We start from the raw sequence: 12,493 nt of genomic DNA, 5'->3' as shown, positions 1-12,493 counted from the left end.
CGCAGGCTACGGTGGCGGTGGCTCCGGTGCTTCCAGCTCCTCCTCCGCAATCGTTCTGACCCAGAAGTGGAACAACAACCCCAACGGTATCCGCCAGAACGTCTCCTTCGGCCAGCTCGGCGGCGGCGGCGGCGCAGGTGGTTCCTACGTTGCTCCCGGTGTTTCCGGCGGTACCATTACCTCCGCAGGTAACGCTCCGACCGCTCGTAGCGAACGTGGCAACGGCTACGTCAAGGTCACCCTCTGCAAGCGCACCGCGTAATTGCATAGACCTTTAGGGCTCTCACTCTGAGTGAGAACTCGTAACGATATTCCCCGGCTGATAATTCAGCCGGGGAATATTGTTTTAACCGGTAGAGGCTGAACACCACAGAATCCAGAACCCCAGACTTCAGGATGCAGGGGTGGGTAGAAGACGCTACCGGGCAGAGACGGGGGTTAGCCCAGAGCCCGTCTAGCCCAGAGTCTGAGAACCCGTCCGCACACTCTACCGCCCACCCGCTGCGCGTATTACGGTAGAGGCATGACTGAAGCACGTAGCATCGACCTTGCCGTCATCCCCGGCGACGGCATCGGCCCCGAAATCATTACCGAAGCCCAGCGCATCCTCACCCGCGCCTGCGAGCTCGAAAACATCACCGTAACCCCCACCCACTACAAGCTCGGCGCCGAGCACTGGCTGGAAACCGGTGAAACCCTGCCCGACTCCACCATGGACGCCCTCAAGCAGCACGACGCGATCCTCTTCGGCGCCATCGGTGCAGACCCGCGCAGCGGCAAGATTCCCTCCGGCCTCATCGAACGCGAAATGCTCCTGAAGCTGCGCTTCGCTTTCGACCACTACATCAACCTGCGCCCCTCCCGTCTGTACCCCGGCGCAGTCTCCCCGCTCGCCAACCCCGGCAACATTGACTTTGTCGTTGTGCGTGAAGGCACCGAAGGCCCCTACATCGGCAACGGCGGCGTGATTCGCCAGGGCACCCCGCACGAAATCGCCACCGAAGTCTCCCTCAACACCGCACACGGTGTGGAGCGCCTGGTGCGCTACGCCTTCGAGCTGGCGTCCACCCGCCGCAAGAAGGTCACCCTCGTACACAAGACCAACGTGCTCACCCACGCAGGTCGCCTCTACAACCGCTACTTCACCGAAATCGCGGCTGAATTCCCCGAGGTTGAGACCGACTACCTGCACATTGACGCGACCACCATCTTCATGGTCACCGATCCCGCCCGCTTCGATGTGATCGTCACCGACAACCTCTTCGGCGACATCATCACCGACCTCGCAGGCGCAGTCACCGGCGGTATTGGCTACGCGGCAAGCGGCAACATCAACGCCGTCGGCGAGTTCCCCTCCATGTTCGAGCCCGTACACGGCTCCGCACCGGACATCGCCCGCCAGAACAAGGCAAACCCCACCGCCGCAATCCTCGCCGGCGCAATGCTGCTGCGCCACCTCGGCCACGACGCCGCCGCAGCTCGCATTGAGGACGCTGTTGAGGCAGATATGCGCGAGAACGGCGCGAGCGTGCGTGGTACCGACCAGGTCGGCGCGGACGTGCTCGCACGCCTCGGTTAATACTTGCCCGGCTAAAACTGGCTCGGCTAAAAACGTGAACTACGCTAGCGAAGCCCGGAAGGAACACACCTTCCGGGCTTCACCTGTTCACATCCTGAATGGGAGAAAAGGTGCGCATGCGGCAAACGCATCTTTCCGGTACTCTAAACAGGTCAGGCACACCCGCCCGGCACCTCGGCGGTGGACACCATCCACCACTAGCTTTGATGCATCCAACTAGCACAGACCGCTAGATGCACCATCTGCCCCGCACGACAACGCGCCCGGCGGCACACACCGGTCCCTCGCCCCGCCGCGAGAACCGCCACTCAAAGAACGCCCACAGAGGCAACTAGACGAAGAGGAACGCAGAACGATGGCAACCGAATTCAGCCACGAAGCAAACCAGTCACCCGCCACCGCCGAACGCCGCGCCGAAATCCTCGCAAACCCCGGCTTCGGTGACTACTTCAGCGACCACATGGTCACCATCGACTGGGAAGGCGACTACAAGACCGGCGGCACCTGGTACGACGCACGAGTTCACCCCTACGGCCCGCTCGTCCTCGACCCCGCAGCATCCGTGTTCCACTACGGCCAGGAAATCTTCGAAGGCATCAAGGGCTACCGCCACGCCGACGGCTCCGTGTGGACCTTCCGCCCCGAAAAGAACGCGGCACGCTTCGCGAACTCCGCACGCCGCCTCTCCCTGCCCGAACTGCCCGCCGAGACCTTCATCGAATCCCTGCGCGAACTCGTGAAGATGGACGAGCAGTGGGTACCCACCGGCGACGGTGAAGCCTTCTACTTCCGCCCCTTCATGATCGCAACCGAGGCATTCCTCGGCGTTCGCCCCGCACGCCACGTGCAGTACCACGTGATCGGCTCGCCCGCAGGTAACTACTTCGGCACCCCCGAACCCGTGGACATTTGGCTCTCCACCACCTACGCCCGTGCAGGCGAAGGCGGCACCGGTGCGGCAAAGTGCGGCGGTAACTACGCAGCATCCATGATCGCCCAGACTGAAGGTGAAAAGCACGGCTGCAAGCAGGTCATCTTCAAGGACCCGCACCGCGGCGACGCCATCGAAGAGCTCGGCGGCATGAACGTGTTTTTCATCTTCGGCAAGGAAAACAAGATCGTCACCCCCGAACTGACCGGCACCATCCTGGAGGGTGTGACCCGCTCCTCGCTGATTCAGCTCGCCAAGGACCGCGGCATGACCGTGGAGGAGCGCGCTATCACCCTCAACGAGTGGCGTGAAGGCGTGGCAAACGGCGACATTACCGAAATCTTCGCCTGCGGCACCGCAGCAGTGGTCGCGCCCATCGGCAAGCTCAAGGCAGAAGACTTCGAAATCCCGGCACCCACCGAGCACTTCGGCGAAATCTCCAAGAGCCTGCGCGAAGAGCTCGTCGGTATTCAGCTCGGCACCGTTGAGGACCGCCACGGCTGGATGACCCGCCTCATCTAAACGTTCGACATAACGTAACCCGCGAAATCCCCGCAGGATGCTCCGCCCGACCCCGCATGTCGTGCGGCGAGTGACCTGCGGGGATTCGCTGTGCCCGGCGAATAGTGCGCGCGGCGTTGATAGCGCGAGGACAGGGGAGGGGAGGCGCACCCCGCCGCCGTCCCTCGATAAAACCCGACCCGCCGAACCCGACCCCGCTAAAACCCGACCCGCCGCCCGCACCCTCGAAGGCTGGTACTCTAGAAAGTATGCGTATTGCACGATTTACCGTAAATAATGAGCTCCACTTCGGGCTGGTAGAAGGCGACGCAGGCGAAGAAACCCTGCGCGTACTCGCCGGCGACCCCTTCTACTCGGGCATCGAACCGACCGGCACCACCTACCCCATCGACCAGGTGCGCCTGCTCGCCCCGATCATCCCCCGCTCCAAGGTGATTGGAGCGATCGCAAACTGGGCTGGAACCGAGGCGCCCGCCTCTCCGCAGTTCTTCCTCAAGCCCAACACCACCGTGATTGGCCCCGGCGACCCCGTGACCCTGCCCGAGTACTCCGAAGCCGTCAGCGCAGAAGGTGAACTCGCTGTCGTTATCGGTCGTATCGCCAAGTCCGTGCCTCTTGAGCGCGTGCACGAGGTCATCTTCGGCTACACCGTGGCAAACGATCTCACCGCCCGCGATCTGCTCGAAGACCGCCAGTGGACCCGCGCCAAGGGCTTCGACGGCTCCACCCCGCTCGGCCCCTGGATCGAAACCGATCTGGACACCGACTCGCTGAACATCACCACCTGGGTTGACGGTGACGTCGTGCAGGAAGGCAACACCTCCGAAATGCACTACTCCGTAGCCGAACAGGTTGCCGCAGCCTCCGAAATCTTCACCCTGCTGCCCGGCGACGTACTGCTCACCGGCACCCCCGCCGGCATCAGCGTACTGCGCGACGGCAACGAAGTAGAGGTCGAAGTCGAAGGCATCGGCTCCCTCGTCACCCGCGTGCGCGACTAAGCCGCCCGCACCCCAAAACGTAACGTACATCCTGAAACACACCGTCAAGGAGACATCATGACCGAATACCACGGTCCCGTACTCAACAGCCCCGCAGACACCCGCGTCCGCTTCTGCCCCTCGCCCACCGGCACCCCGCACGTGGGCATGGTCCGCACCGCCCTCTTCAACTGGGCGTACGCACGCCACACCGGCGGCAAGCTGATCTTCCGCATCGAAGACACCGACGCAGCACGCGACTCCGAAGAGTCGTTCAACCAGGTGCTCGAATCCCTGCACTGGCTCGGCATCAACTGGGACGAAGGCGTCGGCGTCGGCGGCCCCCACGAACCCTACCGTCAGTCCGAGCGTAAGACCGCAGGCATCTACAACGAGATCTTCGAAAAGCTCGTTGAAGGCGGCTACGTGTACGAAGACTTCTCCACCCCCGACGAGGTGAAGGAACGCCGCAAGGCAGCCGGTCAGGACCCGCAGCTCGGCTACGACAACTACGACCGCAACCTCACCGAAGAGCAGAAGGAAGCCTACCGCGCCGAGGGCCGTAAGCCCGTGTGGCGTCTGCGCATGCCCGACGAAGACATCACCTTCAACGACCTCGTTCGCGGTGAAATCACCTTCAAGGCAGGCACCGTACCCGACTACGTGGTCGTCCGCTCCAACGGCGACCCGCTGTACACCTTCGTGAACCCCGTCGACGACGCACTCATGGGCATCACCCACGTGCTGCGCGGCGAGGACCTGCTCTCCTCCACCCCGCGTCAGATCGCGCTCTACCGCGCGCTCATCGACACCGGCGTGACCACCTTCATCCCCGAATTCGGCCACCTGCCCTACGTCATGGGCCAGGGCAACAAGAAGCTCTCCAAGCGCGACCCCGAGTCGAACCTCTTCCTGCTGCGCGACTCCGGCTTCATCAAGGAAGGCCTGCTGAACTACCTGTCCCTGCTGGGCTGGTCCCTCTCCGCAGATCAGGACGTCTTCACCATTGATGAGCTCGTCGAGCACTTCGACGTACACGACGTTGTCGCCAACCCCGCACGCTTCGACGTGAAGAAGGCAGAGTCCATCAACGGCGACCACATCCGTGCGCTCGACCCCAAGGACTTCCGCGACCGCCTCATCCCGTACCTGCAGGCTGCAGGCGTACTCGGCGAGACCCTCACCGAGCGTGAAGAGCAGGTCCTCACCGAAGCTGCACCCCTCGTCCAGGAGCGCATGCAGCTGCTCGGCGAAGCACCCGGCCTGCTCGCATTCCTCTTCAAGGCTGACGAAGAAATCAGCACCGCAGACGACGCACGCAAGCAGCTCAAGGAATCCGCACCGCAGGTCCTCGCCGCCGCAATCGAGGCACTCGAGCCCCTCGAGGACTTCACCGCAGCCAACATCGAGGCAGCCCTGCGCGCCGCAATCGTCGACGGCCTGGAAATCAAGCCGCGCCTCGCATTCGGCCCCGTGCGTATCGCAGTGTCCGGTGAGCGCATCTCCCCGCCCCTGTTCGAATCCATGGAAATCCTGGGCAAGGAATCCTCCCTCGCACGCCTGCGCAAGCTTGCCGCTGAACTGAGCTAACCATGAGCCAGCCGAATAACCAATCCATCATCGGCAAGGCGCTGCTCAAGGGCACCCTCATGGCGCTCACCAACGCCTGCATTATCTGGCTGATTCTGTACATCGCCAACATGGACAAGTCCGTCTTGATGGTGGTCGCTGTTGTCGTTGCAGCAGCCTTCGGATACGTGACTGCCTACTTCGAGGCGCGCGCCGCCCTGAACGCTCGAGAAGCTCAGGCACGGCACGCCCGCGGCGGCGACGTCAGCAGTTCGTCTGACGGCGTAGACACCTCGGACTCTTCGCGTGAAGAGGACGACGAAGACGACTTCGTGGACCCGGGTCCCGACCCGGACGCGGGCGACTTCGACGCCGGAAGCTCCAGCAGCTCCAGCAGTTCGGACTACAGCAGCTACAGTAGCTCCGACTACTCTGGCGGCGGCGACTCCGGTGGAGGCGACTCCGGCGGCAGCAGCGACTAAGCTCTAGAGAATCCCCTTATCCAGCGGGAATCTGACGACCGAAAGGTCTGAAGGAAACCCGGTGGATAAGGGGATTTTTCATAAATTTGAGAATATTTTTTGTGATGGGTGTTTCCTGTAAAACTACTAGTCAGTATGTTTTATTGGGGTGAATCTGGCTCCATTTTGGGGAGTGTGGCAAGAATTTGGTTTGCGCACCCCGGTAAAGGCTCGTATAGTAGTACCTGTTGTTGTGACGAACTGAAAAGTTCAAAGCGAAAACATGCGGTTGTAGCTCAGTTGGTAGAGCACCACCTTGCCAAGGTGGATGTCGCGAGTTCAAGTCTCGTCAACCGCTCCACTGAAGCCCCGAGGTTCGCCTCGGGGCTTTTTCGTTGTCTCTGGGTTTTTGCTGTCTCCGGGAGTTTTAGTTTTTGGAGGTGCAGGGCAGGGGGGCTTTCCCGAGGTGGTTGCTTGGGTGGGTTGGCCGCCGGACTGCTTTGGCTATCTGATTATCTGACTGCCGGGCTATCTAACGACCTGACTGTCTGGTCATCTGGCAGCCAGGAGGTAGTGCAGGAAAAAATCTTCAAAAAATTTGGGACACAAAGCGTGCAGGGGCGAGGATAAAACTGCTCTCTGAGCCACCTCGGAGCTGCTTTGTGGGGTGAAAATCGGCCCCAAAACCCTCTTTTTGAAGAAATTTAAAAAACTTTTTAACTCCAAAAACCCCGGAAACACGCGGAAGTAGCGGGTGTAAAACCGTGAATGTGAGGCGGCTCTCCAGATTTCGGCTTGCACGCCTCCAGGAAGACCCGTATAGTTATTACTCGTTCCGGTGAAAAGCCGAAAGGTAAAAAACGGAACGGTAACTCAATAGAGTAATGGGATATGGTGTAATTGGCAACACGAAGGTTTCTGGTTCCTTTGTTCTAGGTTCGAGTCCTGGTATCCCAGCTAACCTCCTAACGGAGGTTGCGGCCCCATCGTATAGCGGCCTAGTACTCCGCCCTCTCACGGCGGCAACACCGGTTCAAATCCGGTTGGGGTCACACTAGGAAATAAACCCTCAGTCTTCTGACTGAGGGTTTATTTGTTTATCCGGTGAAAACTGGTTTTAGATCCTACGGTGCCGCCGTGAGCCTCTCACGGCGCCGCTCCTTACGTCGCGGCACTCCGGGGCATGATGGAATCCCTCGCGCGCTCGGCATCATGCCCCTCCGTCACCGTTACAAACCGGTTGGGGTCACACTAGGAAAAAAGCCTGGTTTCTTCGGAAGCCAGGCTTTTTTGTTTACCCAGCACCTCTGAGTCTAGATTCGGTAATGACTTAGCGACTTCAGCCATGGTTAAAAGCTATCCCTCAAGACGCTAACCCAGCCCCAAAGTCCGTACCTCATGACCAGAGTCCATAAGTCATTACTGAACCTGCAGTCACCTCTGGTGGGATGATCTTTTAGATTCCATGGTGCCGCCGCATACTCACCGGGAAGGGAACGGGAAGAAAAAAAGGGGAGCGCAAAATTTGACCTTCACGCCAAGCCTCGGTATAGTCTTATCCGTAAGCGTGATTGGCGCAGTGGTAGCGCGCTTCGTTCACACCGAAGAGGTCACTGGTTCGAACCCAGTATCACGCACCAATAACCCCCGTTTCAAGGAACGGGGGTTTTATTATGCCCACCGGTATTTGTGCCCACAAGCAGTACAAACCCAGCCGCGGACACAACCACCCGAGAATGAGGTACCCCGTGACAACACCCGAACTCGCCGCAGCCACCGACTACGGACGCATGTACGCGCGTAAGCGCGGAGGAGAACCCCTCGTCCCCTCCATCACCACCGTCATCGGGCAGCACGCCAACGACCTCAGCGGCTGGCACGGGTACATGGCAGCCAAAGCCGCCCTCGAAGACCAGCGCGCCTACCGCGCCACCGGATCCCACGGCCTCAAATTCGCCATCATCCGCGACGCAGCCAGTGCCTCCGAACGATACCGCGACGCAGCCGCTGCCCGAGGCGACCGCGTCCACAACTACGCAGAAGCCGTCGCCCTACGCGCCATGGGCCGCGAACACAACCTCGACGAAAGCCGCGAACAGCTCATCATCAACGGCGAACAAGCCTACGCCGACCGCTTCGACGAATGGTGGGAAGCCTTCAAACCCCGCCCCCTCGCCGCCGAAGTCACCATCTGGAACGACACCGTCGGCTACGCGGGAACCCTCGACCTCGTCGCAGAAATCGCAGGCCGAACCTGCATCATCGACTACAAAACCAAAGGCACCGACAAACGCGGCCGCGTCAAAGCACTCGACGAAAAAGTCGTCATGCAGCTCGTCGCCGGACTCAAAGCCGAAGAATACCTCGTCGACCCCGACGAAGGCACCTGGGAACCCTGGAAATACGGCGACGCGCCCGTCCTCATGGGTGTAGCCCTCGGCGAAACGCAGGTGTTGCCGCAGCAGGCAAACCCCGCCGTGCTCGAACGCAACTGGTACAAGTTCTGCGCCCTGCGCCGCGTCTGGGAATTTGACCGCCAGGTTCAAGAATTTGAAGACCCCGCGCTCATGCCCGTAGTACCCCCGCCTGTGGCATAGGGGAGTAGCGGGCGTAGGGGAGAGGCTCAAACCCCCTGAGGAGGTAAGCACGGGGAGATGAGCGCTGGGAGGTGAGGCTCAGCCCTCACCCTGCCGCCTCCACCTCCAGCGCCTCGATTCGTTCTAGATTCGCGCTACTGAATCGGCGACAATAGAACAGTAGGCAGAACGGCGCGCACCTGCTGTGAAGAATGCGCCCGCTGTGAAGAACCCGCTACTGGGAAAACCGCCAGCGCAGTTCTGCCGCCATATTGAAATCCGTAAGCACATTCCCGGCACCCCGCCGGCAAAGGAGAACCATGACCATCCTGAGCATCCGCACCGTAGGCGACCCGGTGCTGCGCAGCGTCTGCGACCCAATCACCGTCTTCGACGACGACCTGGCACGACTCATCGACGACATGCTAGAAACCATGTACGACGTGGGCGGCGTGGGCCTTGCCGGCCCGCAGGTTGGCATCTCCAAGCAGATCTTCACCTTTGGCGGCATTGACGACCGCGAAGGCTACATCATCAACCCCGTGCTTGAGGTTGGCGAAGAAGACCAGGAAGGCGGCGAAGGCTGCCTGTCCGTGCCCGGCCAGAAGTCCGCGACCCCGCGCAAGAACTGGGCGCGCGTGACCGGCGTGGACCGCCACGGCGAACCCCTCGTGCTGGAGGGTGAGGGCCTGTTCGCGCGCATGCTGCAGCACGAAACCGACCACCTGCACGGCAAGCTGTTCATCGACCGCCTCGTGGGTGAAGACCGCCAGCGCGTGATGCGTGCCCTGCGCGCCGCAGACTACAACAATGTCGCCGCGAAGACCGTGACCGAGCGTGCAACCCGCGTGGGCGGCGCCTTTGGCGGCGGCGGTGCGTTCGGTGCCGGTTCATCCTTCGGTAGCTTCGGAAAGTAGGCTCACATGCTCAACATCATTTACGCAGGCACTCCCGACGTTGCCGTGCCCCCGCTCGATTACCTGGCGAACTCCGATAAGGTTCGCGTGGTTGGCGTGCTCACCCGCGAAGACGCCCCCGTGGGCCGCAAGCGCGTGCTCACCCCCTCCCCGGTCGCGCAGCGCGCCGAAGAGCTCGGCCTGCCCATCGTGAAGGCAAACCGCTGGAACGACGAAGCCGCCGCAGCCATCGCCGAACTGAACGCTGACGCAGCCGCCGTGGTCGCCTACGGTGCTCTGCTGCCGCTGCCCGCGCTGGAATCCCTGCGCTACGGCTGGGTCAACCTGCACTTCTCCAAGCTGCCCGCATGGCGCGGCGCCGCCCCCGTGCAGCGTGCCCTCATCGCCGGTGAGCAGGAAATTTTCTCCACCACCTTCCTGCTCGAAGAAGGCCTGGACACCGGCCCTACCTTCGAACAGGAATCCACCCCCGTAGCCGCCGACGACACCGCAGGCACCGTGCTGATGCGCCTCGCAACCAGCGGCGGCGCACTGCTTGAACGCACCTTCGAACGCCTCGAAGCGGGCGAGAACGGCACCGTGCAGGTCGAGGACGAGTCGGTCAGCTACGCCTCCAAGATGAGCATTGCTGACGGCCGCCTCACCTGGACCGAACCCGCCGAGCAGATCCTGGCACGCTTCCGTGGCGTGACCCCCGAACCCGGCGCATGGTGCGAACTGGGCGAAAACCGCTTCAAGATCGGTGGTCTGGCGGTTGCCGATGAGCGCCTGGTGCAGTCCCTGACCGAGGCGAACGGCGGCCCCCTCGCACCCGGTGCGGTGCGTCTGCACGCAAAGAAGGTACTGGTCGGCACCGGTACCGAACCCCTGATGCTGCTGCAGGTTCAGCCTGCCGGTAAGAAAATGATGGATGCGCCCGCGTGGGCTCGCGGCGCTGGCAAGGACATGGCGGAAGGCCTGGTGGTACTCGCATGAGCAACGAAAAGCGCCCCTACAAGGGAGGACACGGCAAGTCCGGTCACGCTGGCAATGGCAAGCCCGGCAACGGCAAGTTCAGCCAGGGTAGCGGTCAGGGTAAGTTCAATCAGGGCAGTGGCCAGGGTGAGGGCGGTGCGAAGCGTAAGCGTCGCCGCCGCTCCGGCTCGGGTGCTGGCTCGGGTTCTGGTGTGAGTGAGCAGAACCGTCAGCAGTCCCAGAACCAGCGCTCCCAGATTCAAAACTTTCAGGGCCGCCCGCAGAAATGGGACGACAACTCCCGCAGCGAATCGCGTACCGGCCGCCGTTTTGACGGCCTGACCAGCGTCGAACGCGCCGCACGCCGCGCCAAGACCGAGCACGACGACACCAAACGCGGTGGCGGCGGCACCTCCCAGCGCAATAAGAGCGGTCACGAACGCAACCGCCGCTCCATGTCCGCCCGCGAATTCTCCGCGGCGGCACCCTCCGCACGTTCGCGTACCGCAGACACCGCCCGCGCAACCGTTTTCGACGTACTGCGCTCCGTAGCGGAATCCGACGCCTACGCGAACCTCGTGCTGCCCAAGGCAATTCGTAGCCACCGCCTCGACCACCGCGACGCAGGCTTCGCAACCGAGCTGACCTACGGCACGCTACGCCACCAGGGCACCTACGACGCAATCCTCAGCCGCTGCGTAGACCGCCCCATCGAGAAGGTCGGCACCACCACCCTGATTGTGCTGCGCATGGGCGTGCACCAGCTGCTGAACATGCGCGTTCCCGCCCACGCGGCACTGAACCAGAGCGTGTCCCTGGCACGCGAAAAGATCGGTGCGGGCCCGGCAAGCTTCATCAACGCGGTGCTGCGCCGCGTCTCCGAGCGCACCCCCGAGGAGTGGCACGAACTCATCATCGAGGACGCGAAGGATGACACCGAGCGCATGGCGCTGCTCGCCTCGCACCCCGGCTGGATCGTGCGTTCCATGCGCCAGGCACTCGTCGCGCACGGCCGCCCCGCCTCCGAAATTGAGCAGCTGCTCGAAGCGGACAACCTCGCCCCCGTGGTGAACCTGGTTGCGCTGCCCGGCCTGGGTAGCCTCGACGAGGCACGCGAACAGGGCGCCGTCGACGGCGAGCTGGTTGAAGGTTCGGCGCTGTACGCCTCCGGCGACTTGGCACGCCTGGAATCCGTACGTGAAGGCACCGTCCGCGCGCAGGATGCCGGCTCCCAGCTGGTGGCACGCGCGCTCGCCGCCGCACCCCTGGACGGCACCGACACCGCCTGGCTCGACCTGTGCGCAGGCCCCGGCGGTAAGGCGGCGCTCCTTGGCGCGCTCGGTATTCAGCGCGGCGCATCCCTGGTCGCCAACGAGGCGGCACCGCACCGAGCCCAGCTCGTGGAATCCTCCATGCGCCCCCTGCCCGAGGACAGCTACACAGTACTCACCGGCGACGGCCGCCAGATCCGCGAGACCCTGCGCAAGAACGCCTCCGACCTGCCCGGATCCATTGAGCCCGGTCAGCTTTTCGACCGTGTGATGGTGGATGTGCCCTGCTCCGGTCTGGGCGCCCTGCGCCGCCGCCCCGAGGCGCGTTGGCGCAAGTCCCCGCGCGATATTGCCGAGCTGCTGCCCCTGCAGCGTCAGCTCCTGGACGCAGCCATTGAGGCGACCCGCCCCGGCGGCGTCATCGCCTACGTGACCTGCTCCCCGCACGCGGCAGAAACCCAGAACATTGTGGCTGAGGTGCTCGAAAGCGGCGCGGTCAGCCTGCTCGACTCCGCCGCCGCACTGCGCGAAGTCGCCCTGCACACCGAAGGCGCGAACGGCGAACCCGTGAGCGTGCTGGCGGGGGAGAAGGACCCCGGCCACACCCCCGAGATCAAGGTCAAGAAGGGTGCGCCGGTCGTGAAGGCTTCGGAGAACCCGACCACCGCGCAGCTGTGGCCGCACGTGCACGGAACCGACGCCATGTTCCTCGCCCTGCTGCGTAAGAACTAGC

9 protein-coding genes, 4 tRNA genes and 1 pseudogene are annotated in these 12,493 nt (G+C 62.8%); all 14 read left to right on the top strand.

Going from position 1 to position 12,493, the window contains the following annotated elements; translation table 11 throughout:
• Nucleotides 1-262 (top strand): annotated as a pseudogene (locus HMPREF2971_RS09330) (hypothetical protein); the annotation flags it as partial.
• A 261-nt stretch (nt 263-523) separates the two neighbouring features.
• Entirely contained in the window at nt 524-1,579 is a 1,056-nt protein-coding gene (locus tag HMPREF2971_RS08035; RefSeq protein ID WP_070599768.1) for a 3-isopropylmalate dehydrogenase, read from the top strand.
• Nucleotides 1,580-1,934: 355 nt separating this feature from the next.
• Entirely contained in the window at nt 1,935-3,032 is a 1,098-nt protein-coding gene (locus HMPREF2971_RS08030; RefSeq protein WP_070629414.1) for a branched-chain amino acid aminotransferase, read from the top strand.
• Nucleotides 3,033-3,280: 248 nt separating this feature from the next.
• Nucleotides 3,281-4,033, top strand: a complete 753-nt coding sequence (locus HMPREF2971_RS08025) for a fumarylacetoacetate hydrolase family protein (protein WP_012903294.1) — start codon at nt 3,281-3,283, stop codon at nt 4,031-4,033.
• Between the two features lie 57 nt (nt 4,034-4,090).
• Nucleotides 4,091-5,602 (top strand): glutamate--tRNA ligase, encoded by a 1,512-nt coding sequence (gltX, locus tag HMPREF2971_RS08020; protein ID WP_070692376.1) that lies wholly within the window; start codon nt 4,091-4,093, stop codon nt 5,600-5,602.
• Between the two features lie 2 nt (nt 5,603-5,604).
• Nucleotides 5,605-6,063 (top strand): hypothetical protein, encoded by a 459-nt coding sequence (locus HMPREF2971_RS08015; RefSeq protein WP_070690491.1) that lies wholly within the window; start codon nt 5,605-5,607, stop codon nt 6,061-6,063.
• A 264-nt stretch (nt 6,064-6,327) separates the two neighbouring features.
• Nucleotides 6,328-6,403: transfer RNA gene (locus HMPREF2971_RS08010), tRNA-Gly, on the top strand.
• A gap of 524 nt (nt 6,404-6,927) precedes the next feature.
• Nucleotides 6,928-6,999 (top strand) — tRNA-Gln (locus HMPREF2971_RS08005).
• A gap of 22 nt (nt 7,000-7,021) precedes the next feature.
• Nucleotides 7,022-7,094, top strand: a tRNA-Glu gene (locus HMPREF2971_RS08000).
• A gap of 513 nt (nt 7,095-7,607) precedes the next feature.
• Nucleotides 7,608-7,682: transfer RNA gene (locus HMPREF2971_RS07995), tRNA-Val, on the top strand.
• 108 nt (nt 7,683-7,790) lie between these two features.
• A complete protein-coding gene (locus HMPREF2971_RS07990; protein WP_070692460.1) occupies nt 7,791-8,639 on the top strand; it encodes a PD-(D/E)XK nuclease family protein in 849 nt (282 codons plus the stop codon).
• 299 nt (nt 8,640-8,938) lie between these two features.
• Entirely contained in the window at nt 8,939-9,535 is a 597-nt protein-coding gene (gene def / locus HMPREF2971_RS07985) for a peptide deformylase (RefSeq protein ID WP_044150322.1), read from the top strand.
• 6 nt (nt 9,536-9,541) lie between these two features.
• The gene (fmt, locus tag HMPREF2971_RS07980) at nt 9,542-10,510 is read left to right on the top strand and encodes a methionyl-tRNA formyltransferase (protein ID WP_049327739.1); all 969 of its coding nucleotides are present in this window, start codon (nt 9,542-9,544) and stop codon (nt 10,508-10,510) included.
• The gene (locus HMPREF2971_RS07975) at nt 10,507-12,492 is read left to right on the top strand and encodes an RsmB/NOP family class I SAM-dependent RNA methyltransferase (RefSeq protein ID WP_070692374.1); all 1,986 of its coding nucleotides are present in this window, start codon (nt 10,507-10,509) and stop codon (nt 12,490-12,492) included. Before fmt ends, HMPREF2971_RS07975 begins: the two co-directional genes overlap by 4 nt.
• Nucleotide 12,493: the final 1 nt, after the last annotated feature.

The organism is Rothia sp. HMSC066G07 (genome assembly GCF_001814485.1).
In the GTDB taxonomy this organism is placed as follows: domain Bacteria; phylum Actinomycetota; class Actinomycetes; order Actinomycetales; family Micrococcaceae; genus Rothia.
The sequence above is the reverse complement of the archived record's forward strand: the minus strand, read 5'-3'. Positions and strand labels throughout refer to the sequence as shown.

Excerpts from the sequence above, each read along its gene's own strand:
- HMPREF2971_RS08035 (WP_070599768.1), top strand. The coding sequence starts at position 524 with ATGACTGAAGCACGTAGCATCGACCTTGCCGTCATCCCCGGCGACGGC.
- HMPREF2971_RS08030 (WP_070629414.1), top strand. The coding sequence starts at position 1,935 with ATGGCAACCGAATTCAGCCACGAAGCAAACCAGTCACCCGCCACCGCC.
- HMPREF2971_RS08025 (WP_012903294.1), top strand. The coding sequence starts at position 3,281 with ATGCGTATTGCACGATTTACCGTAAATAATGAGCTCCACTTCGGGCTG.
- gltX (WP_070692376.1), top strand. The coding sequence starts at position 4,091 with ATGACCGAATACCACGGTCCCGTACTCAACAGCCCCGCAGACACCCGC.
- HMPREF2971_RS08015 (WP_070690491.1), top strand. The coding sequence starts at position 5,605 with ATGAGCCAGCCGAATAACCAATCCATCATCGGCAAGGCGCTGCTCAAG.
- def (WP_044150322.1), top strand. The coding sequence starts at position 8,939 with ATGACCATCCTGAGCATCCGCACCGTAGGCGACCCGGTGCTGCGCAGC.
- fmt (WP_049327739.1), top strand. The coding sequence starts at position 9,542 with ATGCTCAACATCATTTACGCAGGCACTCCCGACGTTGCCGTGCCCCCG.
- HMPREF2971_RS07975 (WP_070692374.1), top strand. The coding sequence starts at position 10,507 with ATGAGCAACGAAAAGCGCCCCTACAAGGGAGGACACGGCAAGTCCGGT.